We start from the raw sequence: 17,029 nt of genomic DNA on the forward strand, positions 1-17,029 counted from the left end.
GCGACATCTCCGCCCACAACGCCTCGGCTTGTGGCGCACGCTCGCCGACCGCGAGAGCGTAGAGCGTGTCACGGACCTGCAGATCCGTCAGAGCCGCCGCGATCCGGACCAGCGTCTCGTCGGACAACGCGTCGCCGTCGGCGACACGGGCGGCGGCCGCCATCACCGCCTCGATGTCGCGGCAGGCGTCGGCGTTCGCTCGTGCCGCTCGCGCATCATCGATGCGGACAGCCAGCGTGTCCGCATGGGCGGGGTCCGTGACCGCGATGACGTTCTGAAGTTCGCCGCGCCGGGCGTAGAGCCTGCGCCCGTCCAGCACAGCGGCCATGGCCAGCGGCGACGCGGCCGGGTCGTCCACGGTGCCCGACGCGCCGCAACCGTCGGCGCAGTGCCAACGCCCGCCGGCCGCGATCCGGTCGACGACATGGGCGGCGAGCAATTCGATGCCCTGGTCGGCGAGGGCGGAGGCCAGCATCGCGGCCAGTTCGCGGTACTCGTCGTTGCAGAGCCGGCAGCCCGCGCCGTCCTCGTCCACGACGACGGCAATCGCCGCGTCCGGTCGCGCGGACGCGGCGACCTCGGCGATGTGCTCCACCGACTCGGGCAGCTCGTCGGAGAGGTCGACCCGCATGACGCAGCCCAGGGCGCCGCGGTCCACGGTCACGAGCACGAGGGACTTCTCCGGGACGAAGCCGAGAACTGCGGGCAGGGCGGCAATCAGTACCGCCGGACGGTCGAGGTGGAAATCAGGTGATGGTGAGGTCGTCATGGGCCGACCCTCCCCGCCCGCTCGGACGGCGATCGTCCATCGACGGCCCAGGTCCGCCCCGCTGTGGATCAATCCCGTGTCGGGGATGATTTCGGCTTCGGTTGAGGCCAGTCGGCGTGCGGAAATCGTCTAACCGGCGTACATCTTGTTGCCATGGCTTCCATGCTCGAATACGACCTCGTCGTCATCGGTTCGGGGCCCGGTGGGCAGAAGGCGGCGATCGCCGCGGCCAAGCTCGGTAAGACGGTCGCGGTCGTCGAGCGGGGCCGGATGCTGGGCGGCGTCTGCGTCAATACCGGGACCATCCCGTCCAAGACGCTTCGGGAGGCGGTCGTCTACCTCACCGGCATGAGCCAGCGCGAGCTGTACGGCGCGAGCTACCGCGTCAAGGAGAAGATCACGCCCGCCGACCTGCTCGCCCGCACCAGCCACGTGATCGGCAAGGAGCAGGACGTCGTCCGCTCGCAGCTCATGCGCAACCGCATCGACCTCATCCAGGGCCATGGCAGGTTCATCGACCCGCACACCGTGCTGGTCGAGGAACCCACCCGCGGTGAGCGCACCATGGTCAGCGGCGAGTACATCATGATCGCCACCGGTACAAAGCCGGCCCGTCCGGCCGGAGTCGAGTTCGACGAGGACCGCGTGCTGGACTCCGACGGGATCCTCGACCTCAAGTCGCTGCCCTCGACGATGGTCGTGGTCGGCGCCGGCGTGATCGGCATCGAGTACGCCTCGATGTTCGCGGCACTCGGCACCAAGGTCACCGTCGTGGAGAAACGCGACAACATGCTCGACTTTTGCGACCCCGAGATCGTCGAGGCGCTCAAATTCCACCTGCGCGACCTCGCGGTGACGTTCCGGTTCGGCGAGGAGGTGACCGCCGTGGACGTCGGCGCCGCGGGCACGGTCACGACGCTGGCCAGCGGTAAGCAGATCCCCGCCGAGACGGTGATGTACTCCGCAGGCAGGCAGGGCCAGACCGAGCACCTCGACCTGGAGAACGCGGGCCTTCAGACCGACGCGCGCGGCCGCATCGACGTCGACAGCAACTTTCAGACCAAGGTCGACCACATTTACGCCGTCGGCGACGTGATCGGTTTCCCCGCACTGGCCGCGACGTCGATGGACCAGGGCAGACTGGCGGCGTATCACGCATTCGGCGAGCCGGCCAAGGGCATGACCGACTTGCAGCCGATCGGCATCTACTCGATCCCGGAGGTGTCCTACGTCGGGGCCACCGAGGTCGAACTCACCCGCAACGCGATCCCCTACGAAGTCGGGGTGTCGCGCTACCGCGAGTTGGCCAGGGGCCAGATCGCCGGCGACTCGTACGGCATGCTCAAGCTGCTGGTGTCCACCGACGACCTCAAGCTGCTCGGCGTGCACATCTTCGGCACCAGCGCCACCGAGATGGTGCACATCGGCCAGGCGGTGATGGGCTGCGGCGGCACCGTCGAATATCTCGTCGACGCTGTGTTCAACTACCCCACCTTCTCCGAGGCTTACAAGGTCGCGGCGCTGGACGTGATGAACAAGCTGCGCGCACTAAGCCAGTTCCGCACCTGACCGGCTGGTCTGGGCAACAATTTCGTCGGTTCGGGCATGGGATGCCCGGCAGTGGGAACGCAACGTGCGCGAGACTAGTTGTCAGTGTAAGAAGACGTTCACGGTCTGGCACCACCGCGAGGAGGCGAGGCTCATGGCTGACAACGCTGGTAATCCGGAGCAGCACTACCAGCCGGACCAATCAGGCATGTACGAGTTGGAGTTCCCCGCGCCCCAGCTGTCGTCCAAGGACGGCCGCGGGCCGGTGCTCATTCACGCCCTCGAAGGGTTCTCCGATGCCGGGCACGCCATCCGGCTGGCCGCCCAGCATCTGAAGGACACCCTCGATACCGAGTTGGTGGCGTCGTTCGCGATCGACGAGCTGCTCGACTACCGGTCACGGCGCCCGTTGATGACGTTCAAGACCGACCATTTCACCAACTACGAGGACCCCGAGCTCAACCTGTACGCGATGCGTGACAGCGTCGGCACCCCGTTCCTGCTTCTGGCGGGCATGGAACCGGACCTGCGTTGGGAGCGGTTCATCACCGCCGTGCGGCTGCTGGCCGAACAGCTCGGTGTGCGTCGCGTCGTTGGCCTGGGCACCATTCCGATGGCGGTGCCGCACACCCGCCCCATCACGATGACCGCGCACTCCAGCGACAAGGAACTGATCTCCGATCACCAGCCGTGGATTGGCGAGGTGCAGGTCCCCGCGAGCGTGTCCAACCTGCTCGAGTTCCGGATGTCGCAGCACGGCCACGAGGTCGTCGGCTTCACGGTCCACGTGCCGCACTATCTGGCGCAGACCGACTATCCCGCGGCGGCGGAGGCGTTGCTGGCCGAGGTCGCCAGGAATGCGTCGCTGCAGTTCCCGGTCGATGCGTTGGTCGCGGCGGGCGCGGAGGTGCTCACAAAGATCAACGAGCAGGTCGAGCAGAGCCCCGAGGTCGCGCAGGTGGTCGCGGCCCTCGAGCGCCAGTACGACGCGTACATGGCGGCTCAGGAGAACCGGTCCCTGCTGGCCAGCGACGAGGACCTGCCCAGCGGCGAAGAGCTCGGCGCCGAGTTCGAGCGGTTCCTCGCCCAGCAGGCCGAGAAGAAGGGCAAGGACCGCTTCGAGGACGGCGACGACGCCGGATGACGAACGTCGCCCGGTGAATGGGCGACTCGAGGCGCGAGGTTGACGGCGGCCCGCTAAGTTGGCGCAATGGCGCCGCGAAAGCCGAACCTTCGCCCCGTGCGGGATCTGACGCCCGTCCTGCAGTTTCGCACCATCCATGGATACCGGCGCGCCTACCGCGTGGCGGGCTCCGGGCCCGCGATCCTGCTGATCCACGGCATCGGCGACAACTCCACCACGTGGGAGACGGTCCAGTCGAAGCTCGCTCAGCGGTTTACCGTCATCGCGCCGGACCTGTTGGGCCACGGCAAATCCGACAAGCCCCGCGCGGACTATTCGGTCGCCGCCTACGCCAACGGAATGCGCGACCTGTTGAGCGTGCTCGACATCGATCACGTCACCGTGATCGGCCATTCGCTCGGCGGCGGGGTGGCCATGCAATTCGCCTACCAGTTCCCCCAGCTCGTCGACCGGCTCATCCTCGTCGGTGCCGGCGGGGTCACACGGGATGTGAACATTGCGCTGCGGTTCGCATCTCTGCCGATGGGCAGTGAGGCGCTGGCGCTGCTGCGGCTGCCGTTTGTGCTGCCCGCATTACAGGTGGTGGGTCGCGTCGCCGGCGGGGTGTTCGGATCGACCGGCCTCGGTCGCGATCTGCCTCAGGTGTTGCGCATCCTCAACGATCTTCCCGAGCCGACGGCGTCTTCGGCGTTCGCGCGGACGCTGCGCGCGGTCGTCGATTGGCGGGGCCAGGTGGTGACCATGCTGGATCGCTGCTATCTGACGCAATCGGTTCCGGTTCAGCTCATCTGGGGCAGCTGCGACGCCGTGATCCCCGTCAGCCACGCGCAGATGGCTCACGCGGCGATGCCGGGGTCGCAATTGGAAATCTTTGATGGCTCCGGCCATTTCCCGTTCCACGACGACCCCGAACGCTTCGTCGAGGTGGTCGAGAAGTTCATCGACGGCACCGAACCGGCGGTCTACGACCAGGAGTACTTGCGCGGGCTGTTGCGGGCGGGAATCACCGAGAACACGATCTCCGGTTCGGCCGACACGCGGGTCGCGGTGCTCGACGCGATGGGCACCGACGAGCGCAGCGCGACCTGATCTCCCCGCCGCCGCGACCGCGCCACCGCCACGCCGATAGCAAGTAGCATCGGCCCCATGGCCATCGACGTGACGGTGCTGCGGGTCTTCACCGACCCTGACGGCAACCACGGAAACCCTCTAGGTGTCGTCGACGCCGGCACCGTCGACTCGAGTGATCACCAGCGGATAGCAACCCAATTGGGTTACAGCGAAACCATATTCGTCGATCTGCCGGCCCCTGGCACGAACACAGCACACGCACGCATCTACACGCCGGCCGTCGAACTGCCCTTCGCTGGACATCCCACTGTCGGCGCGGCGTGGTGGCTCCGCGAGCACGGCGCACCCGTGCACACCTTGCGCGTTCCCGCCGGCATCGTCCAGATCGCCTACAGCGACGACCTCACCTCCGTTCAAGCCCGCGCAGAGTGGGCACCCGAATTCGCCATCCACGACATTGGCTCGGTGGACGAGCTTCTGGCCCTCGACCCGTCGGATTATCCCGACGACATCAACCACTACGTGTGGACGTGGACCGACAGGGACAAGGGTGAGCTGCGGTCCCGAATGTTCGCGACCGACCTCGGTGTGCCCGAAGACGAAGCCACTGGCGCCGCCGCCGTGCGGATCACCGACTACTTGAGTCGCGACCTGAGGATCGTGCAGGGCAAGGGTTCACACATCTACACGGATTGGAGCCCCGAGGGCTGGGTGCGTGTCGCCGGTCGCGTGGTCAACGACGGCGTCAAGCAGATCGACTGACCGACACGTCACGGTGAGTTGTCAGGCAGCCTCGTCTCAGCTGGCCGTCGGTTGGGGCGAGTTTCGATGCGCCCGCAGATCCTCGATCTCCCGCTCGAAGTCCTCGGCCGACGTGAACCCGCGGTACACCGACGCGAAGCGCAGGTAGGCGACCTCGTCGAGATCGCGTAGCGGCCCGAGGATGGCGAGGCCGACTTCGTGGCTGGGCACCTCGGGCGACCCCGAGGCGCGCACGGTGTCCTCAACCTGCTGGGCCAGCAGGTTCAGCGCGTCCTCGTCGACCTGGCTGCCCTGGCAGGCCCGGCGTACTCCTTTGATGACCTTCTCGCGGCTGAACGGCTCCGTGACGCCGCTGCGCTTGACGACGGCCAGGACGGCGGTCTCCACCGTGGTGAACCGACGACCGCATTCCGGACAGGACCGGCGGCGCCGGATGGCCTGGCCCTCATCGGTCTCACGCGAGTCCACCACGCGCGAATCCGGGTGACGGCAGAACGGACAGTGCATCACCGCTCCTTCGCCGCGCCAACAAACGACCAACTCGAACCTCTCCGAGCGTACCTGCGACGGGTTGCGATGGCCCAGCACCGCGCTGAACGGCACGTAGTCGAACGATCTGTCGGTGAACACGTCTGCGCACCAAGTCGTTTGCCGGCGACCTGACGTCAGCCGACCGGGGCGATCAGCGTCTGCCCGGCATCAACCGACGACGAGTCGAGCTGGTTGAGCTCGCGGATTCGGTCCATCACCTGGCCGACGGGAGCGTCGGGTGCCACCCGCAGTGCCACCTGCTGCAGACTCTCCCCGGACTGGACCTGCACCACCGCGAGCCGGCTCGGCACCGCGGCCGAGGTACTTCCCACCACGCCGCCGAACTGTGCGACGAGGCCGAGCCACACCGTGATCCCCGCAGCCACCAAGGACAGCAGCACCGTGGTGACCGGGGTGATCGGCCGACGCCGGTGCGAGGCACGCGACATCATCACGCCGGTTCCGCGATAACGCACCGCCGCCCCCGCCGGTCGAACCGTTGCGGGCCGCCGACGGGCGCGAACCGGCCGGTAACCGGTGGTGACCACGCGCGTGGGCTGAAATTCATGGGTGTCGAGAACGGTCATCTTCCTGCCTTCCGGTCCGCTGCCTTCGCTCTTGTGTTCGAACATACTCGCTCACATGTTCGAAAGATAGAACGTGTGATCGAACTGTTGTGAAACGATAAATGGACCCACCGACAAAAAATCGCTCCACGATCGCGCAGGCCCTACGAGGCAACACGCCTCGAACAAATGTTTGATTAATCGGATTGCGCGGGTTACATTCGGCGGCATGGACTCGAGCAGCGATAACCCGGAAGGCGCAGGCGGGGCCCGAACCCTGGACCCGGGGCTCACCGAACGCCAGCGCACCATCCTCGACGTGATCCGCGCCTCGGTCACCAGTCGCGGCTATCCCCCGAGCATCAGGGAGATCGGCGACGCGGTCGGACTGACCTCCACCTCTTCGGTCGCCCACCAGCTGCGCACGTTGGAGCGCAAGGGCTATCTGCGCCGCGACCCCAACCGGCCGCGCGCCGTCGACGTCCGCGGCGCCGACGACCACGTGACGCCGACCGTCGCCACCGATGTCGCCGGTTCCGACGCGCTACCGGAGCCGACGTTCGTGCCTGTGCTGGGACGCATCGCCGCCGGCGGGCCGATTCTGGCCGAGGAGGCCGTCGAGGACGTCTTCCCGTTGCCGCGCGAACTGGTCGGCGAAGGCTCGTTGTTCCTGCTCAAGGTCGTCGGCGACTCCATGGTGGACGCCGCAATCTGCGACGGCGACTGGGTGGTCGTGCGTCAGCAGAACGTCGCCGACAACGGCGACATCGTGGCCGCGATGATCGACGGCGAAGCCACGGTCAAGACGTTCAAACGCACGCGCGGTCAGGTCTGGCTGATGCCGCACAATCCGGCGTTCGATCCGATCCCCGGTAACGACGCCGCGGTGCTGGGCAAGGTCGTCACAGTCATCCGGAAGATCTAGTCGGCGCGGACGAATCCGTTCGTCCGGGCGAATTCCTCGCTGGAGAACCAGATCTCGGCGTGCACGTCGTCGTAGTCGGCGGCGGTGGGCAGCCAATAGCGACCCGACTGGGTGTCCGCCTTGATCGGATATCCCTCGGGCGCCTCCCCTGAATCGCCGACCGGCAACCGGAAGGCGGGGCTGGGTACCTCGGGCTCGTCGATGACGATCCGTGCGTGGCGGCCCGTGTCGGTCAACGAATCCCATTGTCGCGGTGCGGGTTCACTCGGCTCGGCCAGGACATCGACCTCTTCGGCGACATCGACGTCTTCGGCGACATCGAGGTCTTCGGCCGAGGTATCGAATTCCTCGGGCTCATCGTGCTCGCCGGTCGTCTCGTCGTGGTCGGCGGTCAGGCGCCCCGCGGCGATCGCAGCTTCCGAAGCCGGGATGCGTGTAGGCGCAGTGTCGACGTTGTCGGGGTCCTCTTCGTCTTCACCGACGCCAGCTGATTCCGAAGTCTCGCCGAAGCTCTGGAACGGCGCCTCCCAAGGGCTACCCGGCGAGTCGGCCGACTCCCCCGGTGCGGAAAGCGCCCCCAAACCCTCTGTGGCGTATCGCTCACCGAACATCGCGGCCGACGGGTCAACACCGTTTGACAAGTGTTCGTCCGAACCCGGTGTGCTGTAAGCGTGTTCGGCCTCGGAGCCGTACGTGTCATCGTACCGGCCGTCGACCGCTCCCGGGCGATCGATGCGATCGACATCAGGGCGGCGCCTGTTGCGCATCGTCGCGAACGCGACCAGGCCGAGCAGCACGATCACCGGCACGATCGCCAGCAGCCACCACCAGCTGAAGGTGAACCAGTTCCTGTCACCGCCGGAATCCGAGGCGCGCTGAGTGCCCGGCGTCTCGGACTTCTGCTCGGCAGGCACCTCCAGGCCGGCCAGCTCCCCGGCCAGATTGGGTGGTTCGGTGCTGAACTCGCCGGTCTTGCGATTCCAGGAGACGACCCCGCCGCTGAACCGCTGCGTGACGACGTCACCCTTCTCGGTCTGGTCGGCCATCGGCGCGCCGAGCGCGCCCTCCGCCCCGTCGAGCTTGTCCCAGGCCGCACTCATCGCGCCGCGCACCAGTACCGCGCCGTAGTCGGGCGTCCAGAAGATCACCGGCTTGTCGTCGGCGGCGAAGCGGGACATGCGGCTGGCGGTGGGCAATCCGCCGTCGCTCTCGCTGGAGACCGGGAACCCGAGGTCTCCTTCGGGGCCGCCGAGGCTTTCGTACTTGGCCAGGACCTGACCGGTGACGACCCGTGCGCCTGTCTGCGGGCTGTAGAAGATCTTGCCGCCGGCGAAGTTCTGGCCGAGGCCGTCTTTGCCGATCGGATACGGGGGGCCTTCCGCGGCGCCGAGCGGCCCCAGTGGGCCGCCTGCCGCACGGCGCGCCGCATTGATCGCCGACGTGGCATCACCCGGTACTTGCAGGTCCGCCAACTGTTCCGCGAGATCGGGCGGCACGGTGGTGAACGTCTTGTCGCGAGTGTTGTAGGTGATCTCCCCGCCGGTGAACTTCTGGGTGACGAGATCACCGCGGTACGACTCGTCGTCGGCCGGCACCCCGAGCGTTCCGGTTGATCCGCCCAACTTGTCCCACGCTGCGTTGATCGGTCCGCGGACCACCCGCGCGCCGGTGTCGGGCGTCCAGAAGATCACCGGGTTGTCGCTGGCGCTGAACGTGACGTTGAAGCTGTCCGGGGCACGGCCGGGGCCGTCGTCCATGGTGGGAAATCCGAGGTCGCCGTCGGCGGGGCCGCCCAGCGATTCGTACTTCTCCAGGATCGCGCCCCGCATGATGTGCGCTCCGGTACCGGGGGTGAAGAAGATCTTGCCGCCGGCGAAGTTCTGCGCGAATCCGTCGCCCACCTCGTACACGTCGCCCTGCCGTGGACCCAGGGGGCCGCCGTCGCCGCCGCTGGCGTCGAACGCCGCCGTGATCGCGGCGTTGGCCGCATCGGATTCCGGCGACGCGCTCACCACCGGCGCCAGCAGTAATGCGACGGCGCCCACGAGCAGGCCGATCGCCATTTGACCCAACACCGAGGTGCCCCGGCCGTTCTGCCCGATCATTCGACCTCCCGGGTCGGCACGAAATTTCGCTCGAAGAATTCGCACCCGTCCTCTATCTGTCGTCAGACGCCAATAACCAACGAACACGCCGATCTTGGGAAGAAAATACCTGGCGATACTCCATTCGCTGTGGATAACCCCGCCGTGCCGCCCCGATTAATCGCGGCGCCACCCCGGCTATTTGCATCCACATCTGCCGTGACCGCATCGCAAATAGTTTGCACACCGGAGACGAGAATGACGGACGGCCGCCGAGTATTTACACAAATATCGGTAGCCACCAGGCAATGTCTGAGCGGATCGATGCAACTTGCGCGCGCGATTGCGGCGCGAATGCCATTCGCTATCGCTGAGGCCGTTCAAGCCGACCCGGCCCTTTCCGAACCGCAGGCCGCCCGCACCTAAACTGACGCCATGCCCGCCCCGGTCAGCCTGACGCACTGGGGAGCCTTCGCCGCAGAGATGCGAGACGGCGACATCGCCACGGTCAGTCCGTTCGAGGGCGACGCCGACCCTTCACCGCTGCTGGGCAATCTGCCCGGATCTCTTCGACACCGGGCACGAATAGCAACACCCGCCGTTCGCCGGGGTTGGTTGCGCGACGGGCCGGGTACGACCACGCGGCGCGGGAACGATGAATTCGTCGCCGTGACATGGGACGAGTTGACCGAACTGCTCGCCGATGAACTGCGCCGCGTCGTCGATTCGCACGGGAACGAGGCGATATTCGGCGGCTCGTACGGTTGGTCCAGTGCAGGCCGGTTCCACCACGCCCAGAGCCAGGTGCACCGGTTCCTGAACCTCCTTGGCGGATACACGTTTTCCCGGCACTCCTACAGCCTCGGTGCGACAGGGGTGATCATGCCGCGCGTCGTCGGCACGCACGACGACCTGTTCAAGCGGTCGACCTCCTGGGAGGTCATCGTCGAGCACACCGAGCTTCTCGTGTGCTTCGGTGGGTTGTCGCTGAAGAACACGTCGATCAACCACGGCGGCACCACCGCTCATCCGGCGCGAGATGCGCTGCGGCGGTACCGCGCCCGTGGCGGGCAGATCGTGTCGTTCTCACCGCTGCGCGACGACGTCGACGGAGAATGCGAATGGTTCGCGCCGGTGCCCGGAACCGATGTGGCGATCATGCTGGCGCTCGCGTACGTACTCGCGACCCAGAGACTCGCCGACCGAAACTTCCTGAGCACCTACTGCACCGGTTACGAACGGTTCGAGCAGTATCTGCTCGGGGCCGACGACGGTGTGCCGAAGACTCCGCGGTGGGCGTCGGCGATCTCCGGCATCGCGGCCGACGACATCGCCCGGCTGGCTCGGCGGATGTCCGAGCACCGCACGATCGTCACCGTCAGCTGGTCGTTGCAGCGAGTGCGGTACGGCGAACAAGCGCCGTGGATGGGTTTGACGCTGGCCGCGATGCTGGGGCAGATCGGTGTTCCCGGCGGCGGATTCGGGCACGGTTACGGCTCCATGAACGAGCCCGGCCTGCCGCCGCTGCAGTGCGGACTGCCGAAGCTGCCGCAGGGCATCAACCCCGTGCGGTCGTTCATCCCCGTGGCCGCCATCAGCGATCTGTTGTTGCGCCCCGGCGAACCGTTCGACTACAACGGCCGGCGCCTCGTCTACCCGGACATCCGGTTGGTGTACTGGGCGGGCGGTAACCCGTTTCACCACCACCAGAACATCCCCCGGCTGCGGCGGGCCCTGGGGCGCGTCGACACCCTGGTGGTGCACGAACCGTATTGGACCGCAATGGCCAAACACGCCGACATCGTCGTGCCGTCGACGACGTCGTTCGAGCGCGACGATTTTTCGGGGTCCCGCAACGACCCGATGCTGATGGCAATGCCCAAACTGGCCGAGCCATACGCCGAATCACGGGACGACTACACGACTTTCGCCGCACTGGCAGACCGATTGGGTTTCGGCGATCGGTTCACCGAGGGTCGCACTGCGTGGCAGTGGCTGGCCCATCTGTACGACAAGTGGGCCGCCGAACTGGATTTCGGCGTGCCGACGTTCGACGAGTTCTGGAGCCGCGGACGGTTGCGGCTACCCGTCAAAGAGGGATTGACCCTGCTGGCGGACTTCCGCGCCGACCCGGTCGCCCACCGACTCGGCACTCCCAGCGGCCTGATCGAGATCTTCTCCGCCGACATCGACGGATTCGGCTACGCAGACTGCGCGGGACACCCGAAATGGTACGAACCCGCCGAGTGGCTGGGCGGTCCACGGGCGGCCGACTATCCCCTGCACCTGCTCGCCAATCAACCGGCGTCTCGGCTACACGGCCAGTTGGACGGCGGCGAGGTCAGTCAGAAATCGAAAGTCGCGGAGCGCGAACCCATCCGGATGCATCCGCGCAACGCCGTCGACCGTGGTCTCACCGAAGGCGACGTAGTGCGGGTGTTCAACGATCGCGGTGCGTGCCTGGCGGGATTGGTGATCGATGACAGCCTGCGGCCCGACGTCGTGCAGTTGGCGACGGGTGCCTGGTTCGATCCCAGCGACCCCACCGACCCGGACTCCATGTGCGCCCACGGAAATCCCAACGTACTCACCGACGATGCGGGTACTTCGTCGCTTGCGCGCGGTTGCACAGGTGCGCATGTGCTGGTGCAGGTGGAGAAATACACCGGCGCGCCGCCGCCGGTGCGGGCTCACGAACCGCCGGTGATTGGTCCGAGATGAACGACGTTCTCGTGGTCCGTGATCGGGGACGAACGCTCATGTTCACCTTCGAGGACATCAATCGTTACCACGGTGGCCATTCCCCCGCCGGCGTTGCGATCGCGTTCAAGGCCATGGAGCTTGGGTTCTCGGTCGTGTGCACTGGCGATCCGCCTGAACGCCGATCCGTCGTGGTGCGCACAGCGTTTCGCGGGCCGGGCGCCCGCGACGCGTTCGAGGCGGTGACGCGCGGCGTCACCGACGACCGCTACGTCCTCGACCGTTCGCTGGTGCGAAGTGACCGCGGGCGCCTGCTCGAAGACTTCGTTTTCGTGATCGAGCACACCGGCAGCACGGCCACGCTTCTGCTGCGCGCGGGGTTCGTCACCGACGAGTTCATCGACCTTGCCCGTGCCGGAAACCGGACGCAATCGCAGGAAGACCGGCTCGACCACTTGAAAGCGCAACTCGCGCAGCAGGTGATGGCTGAGCCCGCGAGGGAGGTCTTCGAACTCGGCTAGCGCCGCACACAATCCGCGGCCCGCTGTGAGGTGCCTCACCGGCGCATCAATTGTCCGATTAGCGAAACGACGTTTCGGGTATTGAACCGACACACCGTTCGACCGGCAAGGAGGAAGCCGCAGTGTCCGACAAGAACAACAGTGGGCCGGAAGAGGCCGTCAAGGGCGTCGTTGAGGGCGTGAAGGGCAAGGCCAAAGAGGTTTTGGGCGCCGTGGCCGGCCGAGATGACCTGTACCGCGAGGGCCAGGCGCAACAGGACAAGGCAGACGCGCAGCGCAACGCCGCGCAGAAGGAAGCCGAGGCCGAAAGTGCTCGAGCCGCGGCCAAGACGGCCGAGAAGCGTCAAGAGGCCGAGCAGGACTAACCAACACCGTCGCGAGAGGCGCAGGGGTCGCTCACCTCTGCGCCTCTTCGCTGCTCCGATGGCTCGAAAACGTCAGAACGTCGCGTATTCACGCAGCGCAGCCGCCAGCGGAACCGGCACCCTGGCCTTGATCCGGGTGCCCTCGGCGGTGTGCTCGGTGGCGTCGATGCGACCGTCGGCGTGCACGCGGTTGACGAGATCCCCGCGCTCGTACGGGATTGTCACGTCGACGACCGTGTCGGTCGGCACGATCAGCTCGGCCATTCGCTGCTGCAGGCGCTCCAGTCCCTCACCGGTGCGCGCCGAGACGAACACCGCATCGGGCAGCGCGCGGCGTAACTGCGCCAGCGTCAGACCGTCGGCAGCGTCGATCTTGTTGACCACCAACAGTTCCGGTGCCCGACTGCCGTCCTTCTCAGTTATCACCTCGTTGACGACCGTGCGCACGGCGTTGATCTGCGCGAGTGGATTGGCGTCTGATCCGTCGACGACGTGAACCAGCAGGTCGGCGTCGACGACCTCCTCCAGCGTGGAGCGGAACGCCTCGACTAACTGTGTCGGCAGGTGGCGGACGAACCCGACCGTATCGGTCAGCACGAACGGTCTTCCGTCGGCGAATTCGCCTCGGCGCGTTGTGGGTTCGAGCGTCGCAAACAACGCGTTCTCCACCAGGACACCCGCACCGGTAAGCGCGTTGAGCAGACTGGACTTACCCGCGTTGGTGTAACCGACGATCGCGACCGAGGGCACCTCGCTGCGCCGCCGTCCGCTTCGCTGGGTGTCGCGGATCTTCTTCATGTCCTTGATCTCGCGGCGCAGCTTCGACATCCGCTCGCGGATGCGACGGCGGTCGGTCTCGATCTTGGTCTCACCGGGACCGCGCGTGCCCACGCCGCCGCCGGCGCCGCCGGCGCGGCCGCCCGCCTGACGGGACATCGACTCGCCCCAGCCGCGCAGCCGCGGCAACATGTACTCCATCTGGGCCAAGGTGACCTGCGCCTTGCCCTCCCGGCTGGTCGCGTGCTGGGCGAAGATGTCGAGGATGAGCGCGGTGCGGTCGATGACCTTGACCTTGACCGCCTTCTCCAGCGCCGTCAGCTGGGCGGGGCTGAGCTCACCGTCGCAGATCACGGTGTCGGCACCCGTCGCGAGCACGATCTCGCGGAGCTCGGCGGCCTTGCCCGAGCCGATGTAGGTGGAAGCGTCCGGCTTGTCGCGGCGCTGGATCACACCTTCGAGGACTTCTGAACCCGCGGTCTCGGCGAGCGCGGCCAGTTCGGCCAGGCTCGCCTCGGCGTCGGCCGCGCTGCCTTCGGTCCACACCCCGACCAGCACCACGCGCTCCAGGCGGAGTTGGCGGTATTCGACCTCGGAGACGTCGGCGAGCTCAGTCGACAGACCGGCCACACGGCGCAACGCCGTGCGGTCTTCGAGGGCCAGCTCACCCGCGCTCGGGGTGGTGCGAATGGGGGAATCGGGATACGTCATAGGCGAATAAAGATTCGCACGGAGATCACTTTTCATGCCCCCCAATTAACGTTGCGCAACGCTCCACCATTCCTCGGACAACTCCCCGTGCGCCACCAGGATCGACGGGCCGCGCAGAAAACTGCTGGCGTCGGTGACGGTGACCGAGACTTCACCGCCGGGGATCCGAACGTCGAGGCTTCCCGTGGCAGCACCGGAGTACGCCAGCGCGGCGACCGCGGCCGCGACGGTGCCCGTCCCGCACGACCGGGTCTCACCGACGCCGCGTTCGTGCACACGCATCGACACCGCGCCGTCGACGGGGGCGGTCAGCACCTCGATGTTCACGCCCTCCGGGAACTGGGTGGTGTCGAAGGACACCGGCGCCCCGACGTCCAGCGCGGACAACTCCTCGCGTGTCAGGTCGGGATCGACGCAGGCCAGGTGGGGGTTGCCGACGTCGACGGCCATGCCCGCGAATGGTCGGCCGCCGACGATGGCCTCGCCGGTGCCCAGCTGGTTCACCTTGCCCATCTCGACGGTCACGTCGGCGTTCGTCGCGTCCCAGTGGTGCAGCACCACCGGCCGCGGACCAGCGAGCGACCCGACGACGAACTCGTCGCGGCTCTCCAGGCCGCTGGCCCGCAGGTAGTGCGCGAACACCCGAACCCCGTTGCCGCACATCTGCGCGATCGATCCGTCGGCGTTGCGATAGTCCATGTACCAGTTCTCGCTCCCAACGCCCTCCGGCAGTTGTGGGAACAGCCCGGCCCGCTGTGCGGCCGCCGCAGTGGTCACGCGCAGCACACCGTCGGCGCCCAGTCCGCGGCGCCGGTCGCACAGCGCCGTCACGACCGCCGGCGCCAGCGTCAGCTCGAAGTCGAGGTCGGGCAGCAGCACGAAATCGTTCTGCGTGCCGTGTCCCTTGGCGAACCTCACGTGTTCAGGGTACGTCCCGCCACACCCGCAGCGTCTCGTCGACGAGGCCCGGGCCGGCGCCGTCCAGCCACACGATGCGGTGGTCGCGGCGAAACCAGGACCGCTGCCGGCGCACGTAGCGGCGGGTGCCGACGAACGTCGGCTCGCGCGCCGCGGACCCGTCGCCGCCGGCGTCGAGGTCGGCGAGCACCTGCGCGTAACCCAGCGCCCGTGAGGCGGTGACCCCGTCGCGCAGTCCGCATTCCAACAGCGTACGCACCTCGTCGACCAGTCCGTCGGCGAACATCTTGTCGGTGCGTTGCGCCAGGCGATCATCGAGATGTGTTGTGTCCCAATCTAGTCCGATGATGGCGGTATCCCAGCGCGGTGCGCCGATGGCGGGAAACGAGGCGGCGAACGTCCGACCGGTCAGTTCGACCACCTCGAGCGCACGCACGATGCGTCGGCCGTCCGTCGGTTGGATGGAGGCGGCGGCATCGGCGTCCACGCGCGCCAGTTCCCGGTGCAGGGCCGCCGGCCCGATTTCGGCGAGCCGCTGCTCGAAGCGGGCGCGGACGGCCGGGTCGGTGGCCGGGAAGGTCCAGTTGTCGAGCAGCGATTGGACGTACATCATCGACCCGCCCACGACGACGGGGACCGCGCCGCGTCCGAGGATGGCTTCGACGTCGACGGCGGCCGATTGCTGGTAGCGGGCCACGCTCGCGGTCTCCGTCACCTCCAGGACGTCGAGCTGGTGGTGCGGGATTCCGCGACGCTCTTCGACCGTCAACTTCGCGGTTCCGATGTCCATGCCGCGGTACATCTGCATGGCGTCGGCATTCACAATCTCAGCGCCGACCTCGCTGCTCAATCTCTCGGCGACGTCCAACGCCAGCGCCGATTTGCCGGTCCCGGTCGGTCCGATGACCGCGATCGGACGCGTCATCGTGGGCGTGTGCTCATCGCGGCTGCCAGAGACCGGCGAAGTAGCCGACGCCGTAGGGTGCGCCGCGGTACAGCTCCTTGGCCGACCGGGGTCCCGCGCCGACGAGGCCGGCCAGCACCTGATACGCGACCCGGCCGACCACGGCGTCGGGCAGCCGGGTGAGCGGCGCGGTCCGGCCGCCGGCCAGCGCGTCGTCCAGCGCGGCCTGTTCGGGGACGGAGTCGGGGTCGAAGCCTCCCGGCGCGGCCGGTGTCAGCGTGTTGGAGCCGTCGGCGACGACGAGCACCCCGACGGCGTCGCCGGCGTCGTCGATCTCGGCGCGTAACCGCTCGCCGCGGGCCAGCGCGGCGGCGACGCCGTGGTCATCGGCGAACACCCGCGCCTCGACGGACGCCTCAGCGCGGGCCGCACCGCGCACCCAGCCGGCGATCAGCGCGCACAGCGGCAACGCGATCGGGTCGCCTGCGGCCTCGGCGGACAGCGTGACCCGCACGTCGACGCCGTAACCCGCGAACGTCCCGCTGTGGTGGGGACCGAAACTCTGATCCGAGCGCCCCACCCCGACGGCGATCCAGCGCGACGGAAGCCCGGCCACGGCCGTGAACACGGCGTCGCGCAGATCGGCCAGCTCGGGTGCGGCGCCTGCGGCGAGTTCGGGCACCATGACCGGTGCCGACGGGACGATCGCGATGGCGCTCAGCACACCGTCCAC

16 protein-coding genes are annotated in these 17,029 nt (G+C 67.5%); 8 read left to right on the top strand and 8 right to left on the bottom strand.

All coding sequences use genetic code 11. The features are described from left to right. The coding region (locus A5650_RS26055) for a DUF4192 domain-containing protein (RefSeq protein ID WP_067299100.1) at positions 1-769 on the bottom strand (769 nt) is incomplete at its 3' end. 162 nt (positions 770-931) lie between these two features. On the opposite strand from A5650_RS26055, the gene sthA reads away from it, so the two are divergent. From sthA to A5650_RS26075, 4 genes are all read left to right on the top strand, one after another. Continuing rightward, the gene (sthA, locus tag A5650_RS26060; protein WP_156744361.1) at positions 932-2,338 is read left to right on the top strand and encodes a Si-specific NAD(P)(+) transhydrogenase; all 1,407 of its coding nucleotides are present in this window, start codon (positions 932-934) and stop codon (positions 2,336-2,338) included. A 133-nt stretch (positions 2,339-2,471) separates the two neighbouring features. After that, positions 2,472-3,461, top strand: coding sequence for a proteasome assembly chaperone family protein (locus tag A5650_RS26065; protein ID WP_067299104.1), 990 nt, complete (start codon positions 2,472-2,474; stop codon positions 3,459-3,461). Positions 3,462-3,527: 66 nt separating this feature from the next. Next, positions 3,528-4,550 (top strand): alpha/beta fold hydrolase, encoded by a 1,023-nt coding sequence (locus tag A5650_RS26070; RefSeq protein WP_067299106.1) that lies wholly within the window; start codon positions 3,528-3,530, stop codon positions 4,548-4,550. A gap of 57 nt (positions 4,551-4,607) precedes the next feature. Beyond that, positions 4,608-5,294, top strand: a complete 687-nt coding sequence (locus A5650_RS26075) for a PhzF family phenazine biosynthesis protein (RefSeq protein ID WP_067299108.1) — start codon at positions 4,608-4,610, stop codon at positions 5,292-5,294. A gap of 36 nt (positions 5,295-5,330) precedes the next feature. On the opposite strand, the gene nrdR is transcribed toward A5650_RS26075, so the two are convergent. Continuing rightward, entirely contained in the window at positions 5,331-5,801 is a 471-nt protein-coding gene (nrdR, locus tag A5650_RS26080) for a transcriptional regulator NrdR (RefSeq protein ID WP_067299144.1), read from the bottom strand. Between the two features lie 158 nt (positions 5,802-5,959). Continuing rightward, complete coding sequence (locus tag A5650_RS26085) at positions 5,960-6,412, bottom strand: LysM peptidoglycan-binding domain-containing protein (protein WP_067299145.1); 453 nt, start codon at positions 6,410-6,412, stop codon at positions 5,960-5,962. 208 nt (positions 6,413-6,620) lie between these two features. Here A5650_RS26085 and lexA point away from each other — a divergent pair, with 208 nt between their 5' ends. Further along, complete coding sequence (lexA, locus tag A5650_RS26090; protein WP_067299110.1) at positions 6,621-7,316, top strand: transcriptional repressor LexA; 696 nt, start codon at positions 6,621-6,623, stop codon at positions 7,314-7,316. On the opposite strand, the gene A5650_RS26095 is transcribed toward lexA, so the two are convergent. Beyond that, complete coding sequence (locus A5650_RS26095) at positions 7,313-9,421, bottom strand: LGFP repeat-containing protein (RefSeq protein ID WP_067299112.1); 2,109 nt, start codon at positions 9,419-9,421, stop codon at positions 7,313-7,315. The genes lexA and A5650_RS26095 overlap by 4 nt on opposite strands. A 414-nt stretch (positions 9,422-9,835) precedes the next feature. Between A5650_RS26095 and A5650_RS26100 the strand changes: the two genes are divergently transcribed. The 3 genes from A5650_RS26100 to mbp1 all read left to right on the top strand — a co-directional run bounded on the left by A5650_RS26100 (position 9,836) and on the right by mbp1 (position 12,986). Continuing rightward, complete coding sequence (locus A5650_RS26100; RefSeq protein WP_067299114.1) at positions 9,836-12,121, top strand: molybdopterin guanine dinucleotide-containing S/N-oxide reductase; 2,286 nt, start codon at positions 9,836-9,838, stop codon at positions 12,119-12,121. Beyond that, positions 12,118-12,621 (top strand): hypothetical protein, encoded by a 504-nt coding sequence (locus tag A5650_RS26105; RefSeq protein ID WP_067299116.1) that lies wholly within the window; start codon positions 12,118-12,120, stop codon positions 12,619-12,621. The genes A5650_RS26100 and A5650_RS26105 overlap by 4 nt, the downstream gene beginning before the upstream one ends. A 122-nt stretch (positions 12,622-12,743) precedes the next feature. Next, positions 12,744-12,986 (top strand): microaggregate-binding protein 1, encoded by a 243-nt coding sequence (mbp1, locus tag A5650_RS26110; protein ID WP_067299118.1) that lies wholly within the window; start codon positions 12,744-12,746, stop codon positions 12,984-12,986. A gap of 72 nt (positions 12,987-13,058) precedes the next feature. Here mbp1 and hflX read toward each other — a convergent pair whose 3' ends face one another. From hflX to A5650_RS26130, 4 genes are read right to left on the bottom strand one after another with little or no spacing between them, the layout of a single operon-like run. After that, complete coding sequence (hflX, locus tag A5650_RS26115) at positions 13,059-14,474, bottom strand: GTPase HflX (protein WP_156744360.1); 1,416 nt, start codon at positions 14,472-14,474, stop codon at positions 13,059-13,061. Between the two features lie 45 nt (positions 14,475-14,519). Next, positions 14,520-15,392 (bottom strand): diaminopimelate epimerase, encoded by an 873-nt coding sequence (gene dapF / locus A5650_RS26120; RefSeq protein WP_067299122.1) that lies wholly within the window; start codon positions 15,390-15,392, stop codon positions 14,520-14,522. Positions 15,393-15,396: 4 nt separating this feature from the next. Next, positions 15,397-16,317, bottom strand: a complete 921-nt coding sequence (gene miaA / locus A5650_RS26125; RefSeq protein WP_067299124.1) for a tRNA (adenosine(37)-N6)-dimethylallyltransferase MiaA — start codon at positions 16,315-16,317, stop codon at positions 15,397-15,399. A gap of 13 nt (positions 16,318-16,330) precedes the next feature. Next, on the bottom strand, positions 16,331-17,020 hold the full coding sequence (locus A5650_RS26130; protein ID WP_067299146.1) for a class III extradiol ring-cleavage dioxygenase family protein: 690 nt from the start codon (positions 17,018-17,020) through the stop codon (positions 16,331-16,333). Between the last annotated feature and the right edge of the window lie 9 nt (positions 17,021-17,029).

Origin of the sequence: Mycobacterium sp. 1164985.4 (assembly GCF_001668575.1) — a bacterium.
GTDB lineage: Bacteria > Actinomycetota > Actinomycetes > Mycobacteriales > Mycobacteriaceae > Mycobacterium.

Bases quoted from the DNA above. Each gene is read 5' to 3' on its own strand.
- A5650_RS26085 (WP_067299145.1), bottom strand. From the start codon at position 6,412: ATGACCGTTCTCGACACCCATGAATTTCAGCCCACGCGCGTGGTCACC.
- nrdR (WP_067299144.1), bottom strand. From the start codon at position 5,801: ATGCACTGTCCGTTCTGCCGTCACCCGGATTCGCGCGTGGTGGACTCG.
- hflX (WP_156744360.1), bottom strand. From the start codon at position 14,474: ATGACGTATCCCGATTCCCCCATTCGCACCACCCCGAGCGCGGGTGAG.
- A5650_RS26100 (WP_067299114.1), top strand. From the start codon at position 9,836: ATGCCCGCCCCGGTCAGCCTGACGCACTGGGGAGCCTTCGCCGCAGAG.
- A5650_RS26065 (WP_067299104.1), top strand. From the start codon at position 2,472: ATGGCTGACAACGCTGGTAATCCGGAGCAGCACTACCAGCCGGACCAA.
- A5650_RS26075 (WP_067299108.1), top strand. From the start codon at position 4,608: ATGGCCATCGACGTGACGGTGCTGCGGGTCTTCACCGACCCTGACGGC.
- miaA (WP_067299124.1), bottom strand. From the start codon at position 16,317: ATGACGCGTCCGATCGCGGTCATCGGACCGACCGGGACCGGCAAATCG.
- lexA (WP_067299110.1), top strand. From the start codon at position 6,621: ATGGACTCGAGCAGCGATAACCCGGAAGGCGCAGGCGGGGCCCGAACC.
- A5650_RS26095 (WP_067299112.1), bottom strand. From the start codon at position 9,421: ATGATCGGGCAGAACGGCCGGGGCACCTCGGTGTTGGGTCAAATGGCG.
- sthA (WP_156744361.1), top strand. From the start codon at position 932: ATGCTCGAATACGACCTCGTCGTCATCGGTTCGGGGCCCGGTGGGCAG.
- A5650_RS26105 (WP_067299116.1), top strand. From the start codon at position 12,118: ATGAACGACGTTCTCGTGGTCCGTGATCGGGGACGAACGCTCATGTTC.
- A5650_RS26070 (WP_067299106.1), top strand. From the start codon at position 3,528: ATGGCGCCGCGAAAGCCGAACCTTCGCCCCGTGCGGGATCTGACGCCC.